The sequence below is a fragment of the Algibacter amylolyticus genome, assembly GCF_014202225.1.
Classification (GTDB): Bacteria; Bacteroidota; Bacteroidia; order Flavobacteriales; family Flavobacteriaceae; genus Algibacter_B; species Algibacter_B amylolyticus.
In genome coordinates this window covers 208466-229296 of record NZ_JACHGE010000001.1, presented here as the reverse complement: position 1 = coordinate 229296, position 20831 = coordinate 208466, and the positions used below count along the sequence as shown (strand labels likewise).

Annotated in this window: 12 protein-coding genes and 1 tRNA gene; 11 read left to right on the top strand and 2 right to left on the bottom strand. The window is 34.1% G+C overall.

Annotation, left to right across the window (positions count from 1 at the left end; all coding sequences use genetic code 11):
- The first annotated feature begins 40 nt into the window (after positions 1-40).
- From HNQ90_RS01035 to HNQ90_RS00995, 9 genes are all read left to right on the top strand, one after another.
- Positions 41-2851, top strand: a complete 2811-nt coding sequence (locus tag HNQ90_RS01035) for a helix-turn-helix and ligand-binding sensor domain-containing protein (RefSeq protein WP_241678308.1) — start codon at positions 41-43, stop codon at positions 2849-2851.
- 232 nt (positions 2852-3083) lie between these two features.
- Positions 3084-6098 carry a SusC/RagA family TonB-linked outer membrane protein gene (locus tag HNQ90_RS01030; protein WP_144114804.1) on the top strand — a complete coding sequence of 1005 codons (3015 nt, stop codon included), beginning with the start codon at positions 3084-3086 and terminating at the stop codon, positions 6096-6098.
- An 11-nt stretch (positions 6099-6109) separates the two neighbouring features.
- Positions 6110-7582 carry a RagB/SusD family nutrient uptake outer membrane protein gene (locus tag HNQ90_RS01025; protein WP_144114803.1) on the top strand — a complete coding sequence of 491 codons (1473 nt, stop codon included), beginning with the start codon at positions 6110-6112 and terminating at the stop codon, positions 7580-7582.
- A gap of 12 nt (positions 7583-7594) precedes the next feature.
- The gene (locus HNQ90_RS01020; protein ID WP_144114802.1) at positions 7595-9580 is read left to right on the top strand and encodes a carbohydrate binding domain-containing protein; all 1986 of its coding nucleotides are present in this window, start codon (positions 7595-7597) and stop codon (positions 9578-9580) included.
- A gap of 10 nt (positions 9581-9590) precedes the next feature.
- Positions 9591-11276, top strand: a complete 1686-nt coding sequence (locus HNQ90_RS01015) for a family 16 glycosylhydrolase (protein WP_241678307.1) — start codon at positions 9591-9593, stop codon at positions 11274-11276.
- Between the two features lie 4 nt (positions 11277-11280).
- A complete protein-coding gene (bglX, locus tag HNQ90_RS01010; protein WP_144114801.1) occupies positions 11281-13566 on the top strand; it encodes a beta-glucosidase BglX in 2286 nt (761 codons plus the stop codon).
- Entirely contained in the window at positions 13566-14333 is a 768-nt protein-coding gene (locus tag HNQ90_RS01005) for a glycoside hydrolase family 16 protein (RefSeq protein WP_144114800.1), read from the top strand. Before bglX ends, HNQ90_RS01005 begins: the two co-directional genes overlap by 1 nt.
- A gap of 265 nt (positions 14334-14598) precedes the next feature.
- The gene (locus tag HNQ90_RS01000) at positions 14599-15945 is read left to right on the top strand and encodes a T9SS type A sorting domain-containing protein (protein WP_241678306.1); all 1347 of its coding nucleotides are present in this window, start codon (positions 14599-14601) and stop codon (positions 15943-15945) included.
- A 148-nt stretch (positions 15946-16093) separates the two neighbouring features.
- Positions 16094-16789 (top strand): LysE family translocator, encoded by a 696-nt coding sequence (locus tag HNQ90_RS00995; protein ID WP_144114799.1) that lies wholly within the window; start codon positions 16094-16096, stop codon positions 16787-16789.
- A gap of 214 nt (positions 16790-17003) precedes the next feature.
- Here the strand turns inward: HNQ90_RS00995 and HNQ90_RS00990 are convergent.
- A tRNA-Cys gene (locus HNQ90_RS00990) sits at positions 17004-17074 on the bottom strand.
- 120 nt (positions 17075-17194) lie between these two features.
- Positions 17195-17551, bottom strand: a complete 357-nt coding sequence (gene folB, locus HNQ90_RS00985) for a dihydroneopterin aldolase (protein WP_144114798.1) — start codon at positions 17549-17551, stop codon at positions 17195-17197.
- A 100-nt stretch (positions 17552-17651) separates the two neighbouring features.
- Here folB and HNQ90_RS00980 point away from each other — a divergent pair, with 100 nt between their 5' ends.
- Positions 17652-19649: a glutamine--tRNA ligase/YqeY domain fusion protein gene (locus HNQ90_RS00980; RefSeq protein ID WP_144114797.1), complete on the top strand. Its 1998-nt coding sequence runs from the start codon at positions 17652-17654 to the stop codon at positions 19647-19649.
- A 53-nt stretch (positions 19650-19702) separates the two neighbouring features.
- On the top strand, positions 19703-20788 hold the full coding sequence (locus HNQ90_RS00975; RefSeq protein ID WP_144114796.1) for a TPM domain-containing protein: 1086 nt from the start codon (positions 19703-19705) through the stop codon (positions 20786-20788).
- The last annotated feature ends 43 nt before the right edge of the window (positions 20789-20831 follow it).

Here is a 20831-nt window from a genome sequence, read left to right as displayed (position 1 = left end):
TTGTTTTTACTACCTTGGTAACAAAACAAAACTAAACCTAGTGAAATATTGCAAATACGTAGTCTCTTTTTTATTGTGTTTATTTTTTCTTAATGCAACAACTCAAGAAAGACCACCAATAAATGTTTTTTATCCAGAAGATTATGGTGCCGAACCACAAAATTGGTCTATTTCTCAGGCTAACAGTAGGTTTATATATATTGCTAATAGTAAAGGCTTATTGGAATACAATGGTGCCAAGTGGACCGTATACGATTCGCCAAACCAAACCAATATTAGGTCGGTTCATGTTATAGATAGTTTAGTTTATACGGGCAGTTATCACGATTTTGGCTTCTGGAAAAAAAATAACTACGGTGCTTTAAAGTATACATCGATTTCTAAAAGTTTAAAGGTCGATTTATTGGAAGATGAGGAGTTTTGGAACATCATGTCTATCGATAATTCCATATTATTTCAATCTCTAGATCGTATTATTATTTTTAATAAAGTAACAAGTAGTTATAATATTATTAATTCCCCAACTAAAATTTCTAGGCTGTTTAAGGTAGATTCTAGTTTCTATTTTCAAAGTTTAAATAATGGGTTGTATAAAATAGAAAATGGTAATAGTGTTTTAGTTTCTAACGATGTTATTATTAAAAACAATGTTATTGTAAACATTTTTACTTCTAATGGAGTTCCTATCATTCTTACTCAAGACAATGGCTTTTTTCAACTAATAAATAATCAGTTAAAACCTTGGATTAGTTCTGCTTCAGCCGTTTTAAAAAACATAAGTGTATTTAGTAGTATTCAGCTTAAAGATGGAAGCTTTGTACTTGGTACTATTTCTAACGGCCTAATTCATATTACTCAAAATGGCGATGTTAATTATAAAATTAACCAAAGTAACGGATTAACCAATAATACTATTTTGGCCCTTTATGAGGATATCGATAATAATATTTGGTTGGGTTTAGATAACGGAATAAATTGTATAAATATTAAATCGCCATATCATATTTATTACGATTATAGTGGCATGATAGGTAGTGTTTACACCTCTAAAGTATATAATAACATGCTTTATTTAGGTACAAATCAAGGACTATTCTGTAAACCATTATATAGTAATGAAAATGTAGAATTTTTAGAGGGTACACAAGGGCAAGTTTGGTGTTTAGATATTATTGATAATACCTTGTTTTGTGGTCATAATTCCGGAACATTTATAGTTAATAATAAACAAGCAACTAAAATAGCTAACGTGCAAGGTACTTGGCAAATAAAGCCAATTTCAAATCACAAAGATTTACTAATTCAGGGTAATTATAATGGCTTAAATATTCTTGAAAAAAATAATGGGCAATGGCAATTTAGAAATAAAATAAAAGGTTTTGATATTTCTAGTAGGTTCTTCGAGTTTATTGACAGTAATAGCGTCTACTTGGTTCATGAATACAAGGGTTCATTTAGTATAAAAATTGATAAAGAATTTACCAAAACAGTACAAGTTAATCAAGATAGCTCAATGCCTATTAAACTTAATTCTAGCTTAACTAAACATTATAGTGATTTACTGTATTCAAACAATAAAGGTGTTTTTAAATATAAAAGGGATTCTAATAAGTTTGCAAAGGATAGTGTATTAAGTCGGTTAATCGATAAGGATAATTTTAGTTCCGGTGTAATTGTTTCCGATAGTTTAACTAACAAATTATGGAGCTTTTCTGCTCAAGGTATTAAGTATGCTACATTATCTAGTTTAAGTGGCGAAAACAGTATTAAAAGTATCTCTTTTTCTGAGGATTTAAGAAAAGATGTTTTGCACTATGAAAGTGTGACGCATATAGGAAATCAAAAATATTTGTTTGGATCTACAACCGGATATATTGTTTTAGACTTAGATAAATTGGGTAATAAAAATCATGATATAACCTTAAATCAAATAAAAGTAAGTACCTCACAAGTTAATGATACCATTAAATTGGTAGATATTACTGCTAATCCAAAATTTGAAAATAACGAAAATAACATTCAATTTTCTTATAGTATTTCGGAGTTTTCTAAAATTCAAAAACCAGAATATCAATATAAACTAGAAGGTATCTATAATACTTGGAGCGATTGGTCTAGTAGCGGTACCGTTTTATTTAAAAACCTTCCCTTTGGAGATTATACCTTTAGCGTAAGAGGTCGAGTTGGTTATCAATTTACAGAGAGTACAAAATCATATACCTTCCATATTCAAAGGCCTTGGTATTTATCAAACCTAGCTTTTGCGCTTTATTTGCTTACTTTATTGTTATTTACGTTACTAATGCATACTATTTATAAACGCTATTATAGAAAACAGCGCGAAAGACTCATGTTAAGAACAACAAGAGAGCTAAACCTTAAAGAATTAGAGAATAAACAGCAATTAATGCGTTTTAAAAACGATAAATTAAGAGAAGATATTGAAACTAAAAATAGAGAATTAGGCATCTCTACAATGAATCTTATAAAGAAAAACGAATTTTTAAATACCATAAAAAAAGAACTAGAAAATGTAGAGGGTAAAAACCTAAATAAGGTTATAAAAATTATTGATAAAAATCTTAATAATTCCGATGATTGGAATCTGTTTCAAGAAGCCTTTAATAATGCCGATAAAGATTTTCTAAAAAAGATTAAAACTTTGCACCCAAGTTTAACAGCAAACGATTTACGTCTTTGTGCCTACTTACGTTTAAATTTATCTTCAAAAGAAATAGCACCTTTATTAAATATTTCGACCCGTAGTGTAGAGGTTAAACGTTACAGGTTAAGAAAGAAAATGGACTTATCACACGAATCTAGCCTTACTAATTATATTTTAGAAATTTAATATCCACAACAACTTAAGTTTTTACCTATACAACACCACAACATTGAGTGTTTTTTAACTTTTTAACTTTTTTTAGCTTAAAGAGTAATTTGATAATAAAAGCCTATAATTATTGGGGTATTACTATAATTTACTGCTTTTTTTTATCATGTATATTTTTTGTTTGGGTGTTTTTTGTTAATTAAACCTTAATGTCTTCTTAATTTTACCTTAAACAAAAACTAACATATTTATGAGACACACGCTATTACAAGTTTTAGCTTTATTCTTTATAACCTTTGCAGGTGCACAGAATATAGATATAAGCGGAAACGTTCAGGATGAAACGGGTTTACCTATTCCTGGAGCGAACATCATTGTTAAGAATACCACTAGAGGAACCACAACAGATTTTGATGGTAACTTTATCTTAACAGGAGTGGAAAAAGGAACTACTATTATGGTTACATTTATTGGTTATGTAACTAAGGAAATAGTAATATCGAACAACAACAATTTAGCAATTAAACTACAAGAGGATTTAGCTCAGCTAGATGAAGTTGTGGTTGTAGGTTATGGTACGCAGAAAAAGAAAGACGTTACAGGTGCTGTATCTATTGTAAGTGCTGCAACACTAGAAGATTTAAGGCCTATAGATGCAGCTCAAGCATTACAAGGTACATCAGCTGGAGTTTCTGTTACCGCGCCTTCAGGATCTCCTGGTGGAGGATTTAATATTTTAATTCGTGGTGTAAGTTCTAACGGAGATAATGGTCCTTTAATTATTATTGATGGTTATAAAGGTGATTTAAACTCTATTAACCCTAGTGATATTGAAACCTTTTCTATTTTAAAGGATGCACAAGCAGCTATCTATGGTATTGAAGGTGCAAACGGTGTAGTATTAGTAACTACAAAAACAGGTAAGAAAAATTCAAAAGCTAAAATTAGTTACAACGGGTATACAGGTATTCAAGAAACTACTCGCGAATTACCTTATTTAAACGCTACCGAATATGCTTTAATTTTAAACGAAAGCTATGCTGCAAATGGTCAAACATTACCATTCCCAAACGTAAGTGGTTTAGGTACAGGAAACGATTGGCAAAAGCAATTGTTCGATACAGCACCAATTACTAATCATAGTTTATCGGTTACAGGTGGTGGCGAAAGAAGCACCTATTACTTTGGTGGTTCGGTTTTAGAGCAGAAAGGTATTGTTGCTAGCGATAAATCTGATTTTCAAAGAGCAAACGCTAAAATTAAATTAACGTTCGAGCTTTCTGATAAATTAAAGTTTACTACATCGGCTAACTACTTTAATAATAACAGAAAAACTATTGGTGAAAATGCGTTAGGAACGCCTTTATTTAATGCATTAAACTACGCACCTACTTATAGCCTAGATCAACAAGATACATCAGGCTTTTTAGGAAACGAAGTGGTTAACCCAATTTCTCAAATAGCAAATACATATAATAAGTATTCAGGTAACGCTATTGAAGGTACTTTTCAATTAGAATATGAAGCTTTCGAGGGTTTTAAAATAACATCACGTATAGGTTTAAAAGCTTATAATGATGATAAAAAAGAATTTTCTCCTAGTGTAAATTATGGATCTGGTAAAGTTTTTAATAATGATAGAAGTAGTGTTACACAAACAAAAAACACAAATAACACTTATACTTGGGATACTTTTGCAACTTATAATAAAGTGTTTGGAGAAAACCACAATACCACGTTCACTTTGGGTACTAGTGCACAACGTGCATGGGGCGATAATCTTCAAGCAACTGGTTTCGATGTACCAAATAACTCTTGGGAATTTGCTGATATTTCATTAGCAAACGGATTGAGTGAAGCAAAATCAACTAGTTCATATATTTATGATACTAGATTATCTTCATTTTTTGGTAGAGTTCAATATGATTTTAAAAGCAAATATTTGCTATCTGCAATGATTCGTAGAGATGGTGCTTCAGATTTTGCACCAGAGAATAGAATAGATTATTTCTCGTCTGCTACTGCAGGTTGGAAAATTTCAGATGAAGATTTTTTACAAGATTCTGAAACGATAAACTTTTTAAAACTTAGAGCCAGTTACGGTACTTTAGGTAATAATGTTGGAGATGATTTATATAGAGCTTTATTAAGCGGAGAAGCAACTTATGTTATTGATGGCGCATTAGTAACAGGAACAGCAAATGGTAGAATTCCAAATCCGGATGCACAATGGGAAACTGCCGAAAAATTGGATATAGGTTTAGATATGAATCTATTTAATAATAAGCTTGAAATAGTTGCGGATTATTTTGTTGAAGACAGAAATGATTTATTGATTGAAGGTTTTCCTGTTTCAGGAATTATAGGTGCCGGTGCTCCTGGTGCCGGTTTACCAACAGTAAATGCAGGTACAACAAGAAATAAAGGTATTGAGCTTTTTCTAAATTATAAAGAAACACTTTCAGATAAATTTTCTTTTGGCGTAAGCTATAACGTAACCAAAATTGATGGTGAAGTTACAGATATTAACGGAGGCGTTATTCCAGAAGGTGGTTCCTTCAGTGTAGGACAACCATCTATCTCTAGAATGGAAATTGGTCAACCTATTGGATATTTCTACGGTCTTAAAACAGATGGAATTTTCCAAAATCAAGCAGAGGTTAATGCGCATCCATCACAAACTAGTCTTGGCGCTGCTGCAGCACCAGGCGATATACGTTTTGTAGATACTAATGGCGATAATGAAATTACTATTGCAGATAGAACATATCTAGGTAAACCTCAAGCCGATTATATTATGGGTCTAAATTTAAACTTCGATTATAAAAATTTCGATTTTGGCGCCTATATGTATGCCGAATTAGGAAAAGAAACGGTTCGTAACTACGAACGTGATCAACCAAATGTAAACCGATTAAATTTATACTTAAATAGATGGACAGGCGAAGGTACAAGCAATACGGTACCTAGAACAACTTTAGGTGTTACAAACAACAAATTGTTTTCAGATTTTTATGTTGAAGACTCTTCGTTCTTAAGAATTCAAAATATTCAGTTAGGCTATTCACTACCGCAAGCTGTAATTGAAAAACTAGGAATTAGTAAATTCCGATTATATGCTTCAGTAAATAATGCGTTTACATTTACTAAATATAATGGTTACGATCCAGCTGCAACTAATGGCGATGCTATTGGTGGAGGTATAGATTATGGTTTTTACCCTATTTCAAGACAGTTTATTTTAGGCTTAAACCTTTCAATATAAAACATTTACAGATGAAAAAATATATAAACAAAATAACAACAAGTTTAATTGCCTGCTTATGCCTATTTGCAATTTTTTCTTGTAGCGACAATTATTTAGAAGAAGTAGATAGATACAGTATTGATTCTGAGAGCTATTTCAATTCTGAAACTGATTATTATAATGCCTTAATTGGTGCTTACGATTTATTACAATCTACCTATTTAAATGTTATTATGGGCGAAATAGCCTCAGATAATACATTGGCAGGTGGCGAGAGCGCAACAGATGTAGTAAGCTGGCAACAAATTGATGACATGATTCATACACCTGTAAATAGTGAATTAAGAAAATTATGGGAATGGATGTATGCAGGTGTCAATAGAGCTAATTTTATTTTAGAGTTTCAAGATAAAACAAACTTTGAGAGTAAAGAAATTATTCTTGGTGAAGCTCATTTTCTAAGAGCATATTACTACTTTGAATTGGTAAAATGGTTTGGCCCTGTTCCATTAAAAGAAACGCGTTTTCAATTAGGAGACGAAACATCTATTCCTCGTTCTCCAGTAGCAGATGTTTATGCTTTAATTGAAACCGATTTAAAATATGCCGCAGCTAATTTAAATTATACAGCACCACAAACAGGAAGAGCAACTAAAGGATCTGCACAAGCACTTTTAGGAAAAGCATATTTATATCAAAATAAATTTGCACTTGCAGCTACTGTTCTTGATGATTTAATAGCAAAAGGGCCTTATGATTTGGTAGATGATTACAACACCATTTTTGAAAATGCAGGTGAAAATAATATCGAATCTGTTTTTGAAGTACAATATTCTGATGCGGAAGGTGCTGGTTTCGATTGTTTACAGTGTAGTGAGGGTAACGTTGCTGTTGGTTTTAATGGTATAAGAAATTATTCAGGGCCGTTCTTCGATTCTGGTTTTAGTTTTAACGTACCAACACAAGAAGTGGTTGATGAATTTGAAACTGGAGATTCACGTAAAAGTGTCGCTATTCTAGATATCGAAGCTTGGGCGGCAACAAATGATGCTACTTATGGCGAAGGTAATGAGCACACAGGCTATTTCAACAGAAAATATATAGCTAGAAAAGGCGATTTAAATACAGGAGATCCAAACCTAACAAATCCAAATAATTACAGAGCCATTCGTTTTGCTGATGTTTTATTAATGGCAGCAGAAGCGTATAACCGTGGGGATATTGATGATTCTAAAGCTCAAGGTTATTTAAATAGAGTTAGAGCTAGAGCTTTTGGTGAGCCAAATGAGGTAACCTCTACAGGAGCTGTACTTACTGATGCTATTGCGCATGAAAGACGTGTAGAACTAGTTGGTGAAGGTCATCGTTTTTTCGACTTAGTAAGAACAGGTAGAGGAACAGAAATAGACGGGTTTACTACAGGTAAAAATGAAGTATTTCCAATTCCAATTGAAGAAATTCAATTTTCAAACGGAAACTGGGAGCAAAACCCTAATTATTAATAAAAAGATAAGATGATGAAAATTATAAAAAATGTATTCAATTTATGTCTTGTTGCGCTAATTGCTATTAGCTGTGTTGAAGATGATAATACCGATTATGTAGATGCTATTGCTGCACCTGCAAGTGTTTCTGCTACAATAAGTGTTACACAAGATAATACGGGATTAGTTACTATTACACCCTTAGCAGAAGGCGCTGTAAGTTATAACGTTAGTTTTGGTGATGGTTCTGAGATTGAAGAAGGTATCACTCCAGGAAATGGTGTAGATCACATTTACGAAGAAGGAACTTATGAAGCTATTATTACAGCTGTAGGACTAAACGGATTAACTACCGCAGCGACACAAAATGTTGTGGTATCGTTTAAAGCTCCGGAAAATTTAATGGTAACTATTGAAAATGATGCAGCCATTTCAAAACAAGTAAACGTTTCTGCAACAGCTGATTTTGTAACGGCTTTTGAGGTGTATTTTGGTGAAGCAGGAAAAACAGATCCTGTTGTAATGAATATAGACGAAACCATTTCGTATCAATATGAAGAAGCCGGTACATACACGATTAAGGTGGTAGCTATGAGTGCTGCCATTGAAACAGTGGAATATTCAGAGGAGTTTATAGTTACAGCTATTTTACAACCACTAACCGCTGCTCCCACTCCAAATAGAGCACAAAGCGATGTAATTTCTATTTACAGCGATTCTTATGTAAACCCAGATCCAATAGATTATTATCCTAATTGGGGACAAACAACTACATATACACAAATTGAAGTAGCTGGAAATAATGTTATACAATATGGTGATTTAACCTATCAAGGTATCGATTTTAATACGGTTGCAGTAGATGCTTCTGCTATGGAATTTATACATATTGATGTTTGGACTGCCGATGCTAATTTTAGCGCTAAACTTTCACCAATAAGTTCTGGTCCAAATGAAGCGGCTTACGATTTAGCGTTAATTCAAGATCAATGGACATCTTTCGATATTCCTATTTCATTTTTTACAGACGCTAATCCTGCTTTAAATTTTGGTGATATCATTCAATTTAAGTTTGATGGTGTGCCTTCTGGAGGTGGAACTATTTTTGTAGATAATCTGTATTTCTATAAGGCAGGAACAATTGCACCGGATAATTTATTAATTAATGGGGATTTTGAAAACGGAAGTGATTCATGGCTAATAGGTGTTGATGATAACTCTTCTGCACCAGTAGTTACCGAAGGCGATAACACGTTTTATTCAGTTAATGTTACAAGTGCCGGATTCCCATACGATGTTAATGTGAGTCAAAAAGTAGAAATTACACAAGGCGAAACATATACCTTAACTTTTGATGCCTGGTCAGACGGAAATAGATCAATAGTAGCAGGAATAGGCCTTAGTGCAGATCCTTGGACAAATACTACTGAAAATGTAAATATCACCACAACACGAACTACCTATTCATATACGTTTACAGCAACAGATTTTGGAGCTGCTAATGCACGTGTAATATTTGATTTAGGAGCCGAAGTTGGCATTGTAAATATAGATAACGTGATTTTAAGTGGTGGTGAGGGTGTCGTTGTTAATCTATTAGCTAATCCAGATTTCGAAAACGGAAGTGATTCATGGTTAATAGGTGTTGATGATAACTCTTCTGCACCAGTTGTTACAGAAGGAGACAACACATATTATTCAGTTAATGTAGCAAGTGCAGGAAATCCTTATGATGTTAATTTAAGTCAAAAAGTGCAAATTATTCAAGGTGAAACATACACGCTAACTTTTGATGCTTGGTCAGATGTAAATAGATCTATAATTGCAGGAATAGGACTAAGTGCAGACCCTTGGACTAATACTACTGAAGATGTAGCTATAACAACAACAAGAGCAACATATACGTATAGTTTCACAGCAACAGAATTTGGTGATGCTAATGCACGTGTAATATTTGATTTAGGAGCCGAAGTTGGTATGGTTAATATTGATGATGTATCGTTGGTTTTAGAATAAAAAGGGAGTCATGAAAGAATTAAAAATGGAAAAAATGAAAAACTTTAAATATTATATTGGATTGTTATTGGCACTTACTCTAGTGTTTACTAGCTGTCAAGAGGATGATGCATCAATAGGTGACATTATAACTCCATCAAACGTTACTATTAGTGCTGAAGTTGTTGGTTTAGATGCCGATAACCCTTACGGAGATGGAAGTGGGTTTGTTAATTTTACAGCGACTTCAAATAATGAAATAACATATCAATTTAACTTTGGCGACGGAAAAACGGGTGTAGCACCTGCTGGCACAATTCAACATCGTTTTACCGTAACAGGAGTAAACACCTATACGGTAGTAGTTAGTGCTGTAGGAACTGGTGGCGTTACTTCAAGTACATCTATGGAGGTTGAAGTCTTTAGTTCATTCTCAGATGTTGAGGTTGAAAACTTTTTGGCAGGTGAATTGGTTAACGATTCTAAAAAATGGTACTGGGCAGCAAACATACCTCTTCATGTAGGCTTAGGACCTGTTGAAGATGATTATGGTAATGGTGAATTTGCTTATGAAGCTTGGTGGAATGCTATTCAACCTTGGGATGAAGAAAAATCTTGTATGTATGATAATGAGTTTGTTTTTACACGTACTGAAAAAGGATTAACATTCGAGCAAACAGTTGGTCCTGCATTTGTTCCTGGTACATATGCTGGTGCCATTGGTGTGGATGGCGATACGTGTCATGATGAATCTGTAGCAACGACAATGTTTGGTGTTAAAAACGTTTCCTTTTTACCGTCTTCTTCAAAAGCGGCTACAGAAGGATCTTATAACGAAAAACCATACAGAGGTACTGCTTTCGAAATATCTGATGGCGGATTTATGGGCTGGTATGTTGGTGCAAGCACTTATGATATTATTTCAGTTTCTGAAGATAAGCTACATGTAAGAATAATTGAAAAAGGAGGTGGTGCCGCTTGGTATCAAGTGTTTACTTCAAGTAAACCAACTGAAGGTGAGGCATTTGAATCTGTCTTTAATAGTTTAGTTTGGTCTGACGAATTCGATACTAACGGAGCACCAGATGCCACAAAATGGACCTATGATATAGGTGCTGGTGGATGGGGAAACCAAGAGTTACAAACCTATACCAATAGTACGGATAATGCTGTTGTAGAAGATGGATTCCTTAAAATTACGGCAATAGCAGAAAATGGAGGTTATACATCTGCAAGATTAAAATCTGAAAACCTATATGAGTTTACTTATGGTCGTGTTGAGGTTAGAGCGAAATTACCAAATGCTCAAGGTACTTGGCCGGCAATTTGGATGTTAGGTGCTAATTTTGATATAGTAGATTGGCCTGCTTGTGGCGAAATTGACATTATGGAACAAAATGGTCAAGATAAAGCAACAACTTATGGCGCTTTACATCGACCTGGTAATTTTGGTGGAGATGCCGATATAGGTAGCATCCCAAATGCTACATCCACAACAGAATTTCATAATTATACCGTGGAGTGGACTACAAGTGAAATTAAACTGTTAGTTGACGATACTGTGTTTTTATCGTTTGCTAATTCACCAGATACACCGTATAACTTAGATTTCTTTATGATATTAAATATCGCTATGGGTGGTGCTTTAGGTGGAGATATAGATCCCGCATTTACTCAAGACACAATGGAAATTGATTATGTACGCGTTTACCAATAAAACTATGAATTATAGAAAACTTAATTTAATCATTTTCGCTTTGGGTTTATGTATTGTTAGCTGTAATAACAATAAAGAAGTGGCTTTAAGTGGTAATGAGAACAAGAATAATATTGAATTTAAGGTTGAGCAATTGCTTTCTAAAATGACGTTAGAAGAAAAAATTGGTCAAATGAATCAATATAACGGATTTTGGGATGTTACTGGTCCAACACCTTCTTCTGGAGATGCTGCAAAAAAATACGAGCATTTAAGAAAAGGTTATGTGGGTTCAATGCTAAATGTTAAAGGTGTTCAAGAAGTACGTGCTGTTCAAAAAATAGCCGTGGAAGAAACAAGACTAGGTATTCCATTAATTATTGGTTTCGATGTTATTCATGGCTACAAAACCTTAAGTCCAATTCCTTTAGCAGAGGCTGCAAGTTGGGATTTAGAAGCCATAAAGAAATCGGCTGAAATAGCTGCTTTAGAAGCTTCGGCAGCGGGTATTAACTGGACTTTTGCACCAATGGTAGATATATCAAGAGATGCAAGATGGGGAAGAGTAATGGAAGGTGCTGGCGAAGATCCATATTTAGGTTCTAAAATTGCTAAGGCTCGTGTTATGGGTTTTCAAGGCGACGATTTATCTAAACCTAATACAATTGCGGCTTGCGCTAAGCATTGGGCAGGTTATGGATTTGCTGAATCAGGACGAGATTATAATACCGTTGATGTGGGTACATCCACTTTAAACAATATTATTTTCCCTCCTTTTAAAGCGACTGTCGATGCTGGAGTTAAAACCTTTATGAACTCTTTTAATGAGTTAAATGGAATTCCTGCAACAGGTAATGCATATTTGCAACGCGAGGTTTTAAAAGATAAATGGGATTTTAAAGGCTTTGTGGTTTCAGATTGGGGTTCTATGGTCGAAATGATTAACCATGGGTATGTTGAAAACAAAAAACAGGCTGCTGAAGTTTCAGCAAATGCAGGTTCAGATATGGATATGGAATCCTATGCTTACGTTTCAGAATTAGCAAATTTGGTTAATGAAGGTAAAGTATCAGAAGCACTTATTGATGATGCTGTAACGCGTATTTTAAGAGTAAAGTTTGAGTTGGGTTTGTTTGACGATCCATATAAATACTGTGATGAAAATCGCGAAAAAGAAGTTACTGGAAGCAAAGAAATCCATGAAGCGGTTTTAGATGTTGCTAAAAAATCTATAGTACTTTTAAAAAACGAGAACAACATGTTACCGTTAAAGAAAAAGGGTCAAAAAATAGCTGTAATAGGTACTTTAGCAAACGATAAAACGAGTCCATTAGGAAGTTGGAGAATTGGTGCAGACGATAATACTGCTGTTTCTGTATTAGAAGGCATGCAAAAGTACCCAGATAATCAAATACACTACGCAAAAGGTGCCGATTTGGTTACAGGAGAAGCTTCCTTTCCATTCGAATTAAAAATCAATACAACCGATAAGAGTGATTTTCCTAAAGCAATTAACACCGCTAAAAATGCCGATGTGGTTGTTATGGTTTTAGGAGAACATGGTTTTCAAAGTGGTGAGGCTAGAAGCAGAACCAATATTGGATTACCTGGTGTACAACAAGAATTATTAGAGGCGGTTTATGCCGTTAATAAAAACATTGTTTTAGTATTAAACAATGGTAGACCTTTAGCTATTTCTTGGGCAGACGCTAACATTCCTGCCATAGTTGAGGCGTGGCAATTAGGAACTCAAAACGGAAATGCCATTGCTCAAGTATTATATGGCGATTATAATCCTAGTGGCAAGTTACCAATGACGTTTCCTAGAAACGTAGGTCAACTTCCAATGTATTACAATTATAAAAACACCGGAAGACCAGCAGCTAACGAGCCAAATAGCGTGTTTTGGTCGCACTTTATTGACGAGGCTAATACACCTTTATATCCATTTGGGCATGGGCTTAGTTACACCTCATTTACATACAGTAACTTGAGTATTAGTAAAATTTCAAATAATCAAGTTGAAGTTTCGGTTCACTTAAAAAACACAGGAAAATTTAAAGGAAAGGAAGTTGCTCAGTTGTACATAAGAGATTTATTTGCAAGTGTTACAAGGCCTGTTAAGGAACTAAAAGGATTTGATTTAGTTGAATTGGAACCAAATGAATCTAAAACTGTCAAATTTACCTTAACCAAAAAGGAATTAGGGTTTTACAATAATGAAGGTGATTTTGTTATTGAAACAGGAACGTTTACCGTTTTTGTTGGAGGAAGTTCTTATACGTCCCTCGAAGAAAACTTTGTGTTATAATGTATAGAATAGCATCCGTCATAATTTTATTTTCAATTTTAGTATCATGTAATAACGATATAACCAACCTTATTTGGGAAGAAAATTTCGACGGAAATTCTTTAAACGAAAATAATTGGAATTTCGAGCTAGGTAATGGTTGCCCTAATCTTTGTGGCTGGGGCAATAATGAAATGCAGTTGTACACTAAAAACAACCACGAAGTAAAAGATGGTTTGCTAACCATAAAAGCAAAACTCAAAGATTCCGTTTATACCTCTACAAGAATTACTACTAAAAATAAGTTTGAATTTAAATATGGCAAAATCGAGGCTAGAGCTAAATTGCCAGTTGGTAAAGGCTTGTGGCCGGCATTTTGGATGTTAGGTTCTAATATCGACAAAGTAGGTTGGCCAAAATGTGGTGAAATTGATATTTTGGAGTATGTAGGGAAGGAGCCAGGTATGGTCTTTACATCGCTTCATACCCAAGATAGTCATGGTGATACTATAAACACCAAAAAATCTAAAATAGAATCAATAGAAGAAGGGTTTCATGTGTATGCTGTTAATTGGACGGAAGATAAAATTGAGTTTTTTATAGACAACCAGTTGTTCTATACATTTATTCCTAAAAGTGTAAAAGATGATAATATTTGGCCTTTTAATCAACGGTTCTATGTTATTGTTAATCTTGCCATTGGCGGAAATTATGGAGGGCCAGAAGTTGATAATACGATATTTCCGCAAGAATTTATTATTGACTATATAAAGGTTTATAGTAATTAGAGTTTTTGTCGTTCTCATTAAAAATAGCTGTTTATTTCCAGTAGCTATCACCACAACATTACCACAACATTCAAGGAATTTTAAAATTTATTTATCAAGTTAGTTTTATAGTATAGGCCTGTACATAGTCAACTATAGCAAAGGTTAACAGCTTTTTTTGGATTTATTTTAAAATTGTATAGTTTGTATGTTATTGATTTTCAAGAAACAAAGAGACAACAAGCTATCTTTATCAAACAACTAAACATTAACTAAAACAAGTATTATGAAAAAAACTACATTATTAGTATTCCTAATGATAATCTCTTTAGGATACGCACAAGAATTAGTCATTAATGGTGACTTCGAAAGCGGAACCATGTCATGGTATGGAAACGCTCTTAACCCGGTTGACGATGGAAGCGGGAATTTTGTAAATCAAGCAGAAATTACTACGGCTGGCGATCCATGGAATGTAAATATTAGTCAAGCCGTAAGTTTAATCGATGGTGCTTCTTATACATTTTCTTTTGATGCTTACACAGCTACAGGTACTACTAGAACTATAATTGTAGGAATTGGTAATGCAGGGGCACCTTATGGAGCAAACGTCGTAACAGAAACCTTAACAGACGTTAAAACAACCTATACATATACTATGGATGCTAATTATGGAGACGTTGGTGCAAGTAGAGTTATTTTTGATATGGGTGCCGACACTGGTTTTGTATTTATAGATAATGTATCGCTATTAGGCGCAACATCAACTTGTAATAATGGTGTTATGGATGGCGATGAAACTGGAATTGATTGTGGTGGTTCTTGCGATGCTTGTGTAATGGCTCCTACTATGGCAGCACCTGCAGCACCTGCTAGACCAGAAGCAGATGTGGTTTCAATATACAGTGATAGTTACACAGGTAATATTGCCTTCGATAATTTTGATGCCGGATGGTGTGGTGGCGCTGCAGTAAACGGTATTATGATTGCGGGTAACAATACTCTAGAAAAGAAACCAGGAATAGATTGCCATGGTATTGATTTTCAAAGCGACAGACAAGATTTAAGTGATTTTACACACATCCATTTTGATTTTTACACAAACGACACAGATTTAGCTGGAGATGTATTTAATGTAAAACTAGTTGATTTTGGTGGCGGTGGTTCCGAATCATCAGCTCTAGAGGTTAATATTAACGGCGGTACTATGCCGCAATTAGTGGCAAACCAATGGGTATCGGTAGATTTAGATATTACAGCTTTAGGCGGTATTGTTACAGGAAGCTTAACTAGATCTGATATTGCTCAAATAGGTATTACAACTGCCAATGTAACTAACGTTTGGTATGATAATATCTATTTACATAAAAACACGTTATTAGGAATCGAGGATTTTAATAAAACGGTGTTTAGTACGTATCCTAATCCAACTAAAAATAGCTGGACAGTAAAAACAGAAAGTACAAAAATGACAAACATCCAACTGTTTGATGTGTTAGGCAAAAATGTATTATCAATGTCTCCTAATTCAAGAGAAACAAAAATTGATGCATCGAATTTAAAAGCTGGATTATACTTCGCAAGAATTAATACGGAATTTGGTACCAGCAGCATAAAACTTATAAAGAACTAGTTTAGTTTGTTTGTATTTGTTTAAATGGAGTGGAGGTTACAAGCCCCACTCCTTTTTTTTCGTTTAAAAAATCAAGTAGAGTTCTAAGCTAATTAACCGCAATAGTTTTAAAATATTTCTTTACTTTGTGTAAAAGCTTCTTGTTTTTATGTTCGACGATATTTTAACAGCCATTCCTTTTGGTATAATACTGGCCTTTACCATTGGCCCAGTATTTTTTGTACTGTTAGAAACCAGTGCTACAAAAGGTTTTCGTAGTGCGCTAATATTCGATTTAGGCGTTATTCTTGCCGATATCATTTTCATTGTAATAGCATTTTACAGCACCAATAACCTAAGAGGAAAAATAGGAAACGACCCCAGTTTTTTAATCTTTGGTGGTGTTTTATTAATGGTATACGGTTTTATTTCATTTATAAAAACATCAAAATCATTTCGATCAATTGTTAAGGAATACCATAAAGTTGAAATAAAAAAAGGCTACGGAAAGCTATTTATTAAGGGCTTCCTGTTAAACTTTATAAATATTGGTGTGTTATTAGGTTGGCTTGGGTTTATCGTTTTAGGGGACTCCTTAACAACCTCAGAGCATGGCGATATTATTTTTATTGCTTCTATGTTGGCGTCCTATTTTGTGGCAGATTTAGTAAAAATTGTCATTGCAAAACGGCTAAAAGCAAAATTAACACCACGTCTTATTTTTAAAACCAAAAAAGTTATTGCCGTGGTCATTTTAGGCTTTGGAATATTATTGTTTGTTCAAGGACTTTTCCCAGAAGCTTACGAGAAAAACAAGGAGAAGTTAGAACAGATTAGCCCTATCAAAGATAAGTTTTCAGAGTAAGCTTAAACCTAGAACAATGTTTTGGGCGTTACCACAAGGGTCGGGCTTTACATTACAAGTCCTCGCACCTCCTTCGTCGGGCTGTGGGCTTTCCACTGCAATCCCTAACGCGGGTTAGTACTTAATTAAAACTATTAGCATACAAATCAAGTTAGTTTTTCCAAAAAAACATTTTAAAATAAAAAAACCTCCAAGTAAAACTTGAAGGTTCTTGAGGCGTCGAGCGGATTCGAACCGCTGTACAAGGTTTTGCAGACCTCTGCCTAGCCACTCGGCCACGACGCCATTATATTTAATTTTTTAGAAACATTTTTACTGCTTTGTTTAAAGTAGTGTTTAACATTTCTGAAAAATTCTGATGCAAAAGTATAAAAAAAAGTGAGTTTACAATAGTTAAAATGATATTTAACGTTTTTCTGACATTTTTATCGTCACTTTTGCTACATCTCCGCCAATAGGAGGATTTAGTTTACTTACCCAAACAGTCGCTTTTGTAACAAGGCTGTCTTCACTAAAGATACGATTTAATATTCGTTTAGCAACGGTTTCTAGAAGTTGCGACGGAATATCCATTTCTTCTTTTATAACACGGTTTAAAAAAACATAGTCAACGGTATCACTAAGTTTATCGGTTTTTGCAGATTCTTGTAAATTTGCTTTCACCTCTAAATCAACACGGTAATCGCTTCCAATTTTGGTTTCTTCTTTTAAACAACCATGGTGGGCAAATACCCGAATATTTTCAACTTTTATAATTCCCATTGTCACACAATTTAAGTCGTCAAAATTACCTAATTTTGTACAATATTTTTGTTTAATGGGTTTGTTTTTATTGAGCTAAACCCAAAGCGTAACATATTTTATGTCTGAAGAAAGAAAATCACTCAATTTTATTGAGCAAATTATAGAAGAAGATTTAGCCAACGGAATGCCTAAAAACAGTCTTCGTTTTCGTTTTCCGCCAGAGCCAAATGGGTATTTACATATTGGGCACACTAAGGCTATTGGAATTAGTTTTGGTTTGGGTGAATATTATAACGCTCCGGTAAACCTTCGTTTCGATGATACTAATCCGGCTAAAGAAGAGCAGGAATATGTAGATGCTATTAAAGAGGATGTGGCTTGGTTAGGCTATAAGTGGGATAAAGAATTATTTTCTTCCGATTATTTTCAACAATTGTACAATTGGGCGGTTCATTTAATAAAAGAAGGTAAAGCATATGTCGATTCGCAATCTAGCGAAGCTATGGCAGAACAAAAAGGTACGCCAACACAACCTGGTGTTGATGGGCCTTATAGAAATAGAACTGTTGCAGAAAATTTAGATTTGTTTGATCGTATGAAAGCTGGCGAATTTAATGAAGGCGAGCATATTTTACGGGCAAAAATAGACATGCAACATGTTAACATGTTAATGCGCGATCCTATTATGTATCGTGTTTTAAAGAAACATCACCACAGAACGGCCAACGATTGGTGTATTTACCCAATGTACGATTGGACCCATGGAGAAAGTGATTATTTAGAGCAAATATCGCATTCGCTTTGTTCTTTAGAATTTAAGCCTCACAGAGAGCTTTACGATTGGTTCTTGGATCAAGTTGTCGAGGAAGATAAATTAAGACCTAAACAACGCGAATTTGCCCGTTTAAACCTAAATTACACCATAATGAGTAAACGTAAGTTACTTAAATTGGTTGAAGATGGCGTTGTAAACGGTTGGGACGATCCTAGAATGCCTACCATTTCTGGATTACGACGAAGAGGTTACACCCCAAATGCTATTCGAAAATTTGTAGAAACCGTTGGTGTGGCCAAACGCGAAAACATTATTGATGTGTCGCTTTTAGAGTTTTGTATTCGCGAAGATTTAAACAAAACAGCACCGCGTGTTATGGCTGTTTTAAACCCTGTTAAATTGGTAATTACCAATTATCCGGAGGATAAAGTGGAGTGGTTTGATGCAGAAAATAACCAAGAAGATGAAAGTGCTGGCTTTAGAAAAGTGCCCTTTTCTCGCGAATTATATATTGAAAAAGAAGATTTTAAGGAAGAAGCCGGAAACAAATTTTTTAGATTAAAATTAGGAGGTGAAGTACGACTTAAAAACGCTTATATTATTAAGGCTGAAAGTGTTGTAAAAGATGCTAGTGACGAGGTAACAGAGATACATTGTACCTATTCTGAAGATACCGAACGTAAAATAAAAGGCACATTACATTGGGTGTCTATAGCGCATGCTGTAAAAGCTGAAGTTAGAGAATATGACAGGTTGTTTAGCGACGAGACTCCAGATAGTCATGCCGACAAAGATTTTATGGATTTTATAAATCCTAATTCGTTAAAAATTATAGAAGCTTTTGTAGAACCTAGTTTAACTGAGGCTAAGGTAGGAGACAGGTTTCAGTTTCAACGTTTAGGGTATTTTAATGTGGACAACGATTCGGCATCAGATAAATTAGTGTTTAACAAAACCGTTGGTTTAAGAGATACTTGGACTAAAGTTAAACCACAACAAAACACGAATCAAAATCAACAAAAACAACCACAACAAAATAATAGACCAGCTATAGAGCAAATAAAGTCATATGGTAAAAAGTATGATAGATTACCAGAAGATAAGCAAGCTGCTGCAAAGGCAGATATTCAAAAATTGGCTAAAAATGTAAGCTATGAGGAGGTTGAACCATTATTTAACACATCGGTTAAAAAATCTGGAACACGTATAATAACCATGATTACGCTTGGTGTTTTGTTAGAAAATGGCTTAGAGAAAAACGAGGCTATCAATGCTTTTATCTCTAAAGCGTTGGAAGATAAAAATGCGCTGTTGGTTCAAGAGGCTAAGGCTATTTCATAAAAATTTTTTTAGACCTGTTTGTTTATAAATAAGCAGGTCTTCTATGTTAGAATTTGATTAAATTAAAACTAATATTCTTCTTTCTTGTCATTTGTATTCAAAATTCAAATGCGCAGATAGAGTATTCTATTTTAACCGAAATAGTAACGGATAATGCGGCTCTTTTCCGCGAAAGCGAAACCTTAGAACTTAGACAAAAGTTAACGGCTTACGAAACCGAAACGTCTCATCAAATTGTGGTTTTAACCATTAATAATTTAGGGAATAATACGGTTGAAGGTTATGCTTACCAGGTATTTAACACCAACAAACTAGGGCAAAAGAACAAGGATAACGGTCTTTTAATTTTAATTTCGAAAAACGACAGAAAGTTTAGAATTGAGGTTGGTAAAGGACTAGAACCAATAATTACCGATGCTTTTGCGTCTAGAATTATTAGTAATATAATGACGCCTAAGTTTAAAGAAGGGCTTTTTTATGAGGGTGTTGATCTTGGAACTTCAGAAATTATTAAGCTTATTAACGACCCTAAATATCGCGATGAGTTTGCCCAAGTTATTGAAGATGAAGGTAAAATACCCTTATGGGGAAAAATTTTATTTGGTCTTGTTCTTACTTTGTTTTTTGGCATTTTTATTGGTGCAGGAAGTGCTATATTTTATAGTGGTTTTAAGCGATTAATTAATTTGTTTAGAGGTTTAATTACTGGAAAAGTAAGCGTTTTAATGTTTCCCGTTTACATGATTCATTCTGTATTTATGATTGGTTTTAGTCTGCCTTTTATTATTATGCCTTTGTTTTTTGCAGGTTTAATAATTGGCTCGCAGATGGACAGCAATTTCCAATTTGATCCGTTTAAATATGTCGAGAATGCATCGTTTATTAGTATAACAAATGCAGTGTCTTTTGCAGCTTTAATCTTTTTAATTATTCCTTTAGGTATTGCCTATTTTACACGTTCGAAAACGCTTTATCAGCCTATTAAATTTTCACTTTTAAAAAGTAATAAAGCGTTTATTAGTAAAAACTTTTCTTCTAGTGGTACAAGCTCTAGTAGGTCGTACTCTAGCAGTAGTAGCAGTAGTTTTTCTGGTGGTGGCGGAAGTTCTGGTGGCGGTGGAGCAAGTGGTAGCTGGTAGCTTTGTAATTGCTATTTATTTTTTTGTACATTTAACTACTAAC

Bases quoted from the DNA above. Each gene is read 5' to 3' on its own strand.
- HNQ90_RS01020 (WP_144114802.1), top strand. From the start codon at position 7,595: ATGATGAAAATTATAAAAAATGTATTCAATTTATGTCTTGTTGCGCTA.
- HNQ90_RS00995 (WP_144114799.1), top strand. From the start codon at position 16,094: ATGTTCGACGATATTTTAACAGCCATTCCTTTTGGTATAATACTGGCC.
- HNQ90_RS01015 (WP_241678307.1), top strand. From the start codon at position 9,591: ATGAAAGAATTAAAAATGGAAAAAATGAAAAACTTTAAATATTATATT.
- HNQ90_RS01025 (WP_144114803.1), top strand. From the start codon at position 6,110: ATGAAAAAATATATAAACAAAATAACAACAAGTTTAATTGCCTGCTTA.
- HNQ90_RS01005 (WP_144114800.1), top strand. From the start codon at position 13,566: ATGTATAGAATAGCATCCGTCATAATTTTATTTTCAATTTTAGTATCA.
- HNQ90_RS01030 (WP_144114804.1), top strand. From the start codon at position 3,084: ATGAGACACACGCTATTACAAGTTTTAGCTTTATTCTTTATAACCTTT.
- folB (WP_144114798.1), bottom strand. From the start codon at position 17,551: ATGGGAATTATAAAAGTTGAAAATATTCGGGTATTTGCCCACCATGGT.
- HNQ90_RS01000 (WP_241678306.1), top strand. From the start codon at position 14,599: ATGAAAAAAACTACATTATTAGTATTCCTAATGATAATCTCTTTAGGA.
- bglX (WP_144114801.1), top strand. From the start codon at position 11,281: ATGAATTATAGAAAACTTAATTTAATCATTTTCGCTTTGGGTTTATGT.
- HNQ90_RS00980 (WP_144114797.1), top strand. From the start codon at position 17,652: ATGTCTGAAGAAAGAAAATCACTCAATTTTATTGAGCAAATTATAGAA.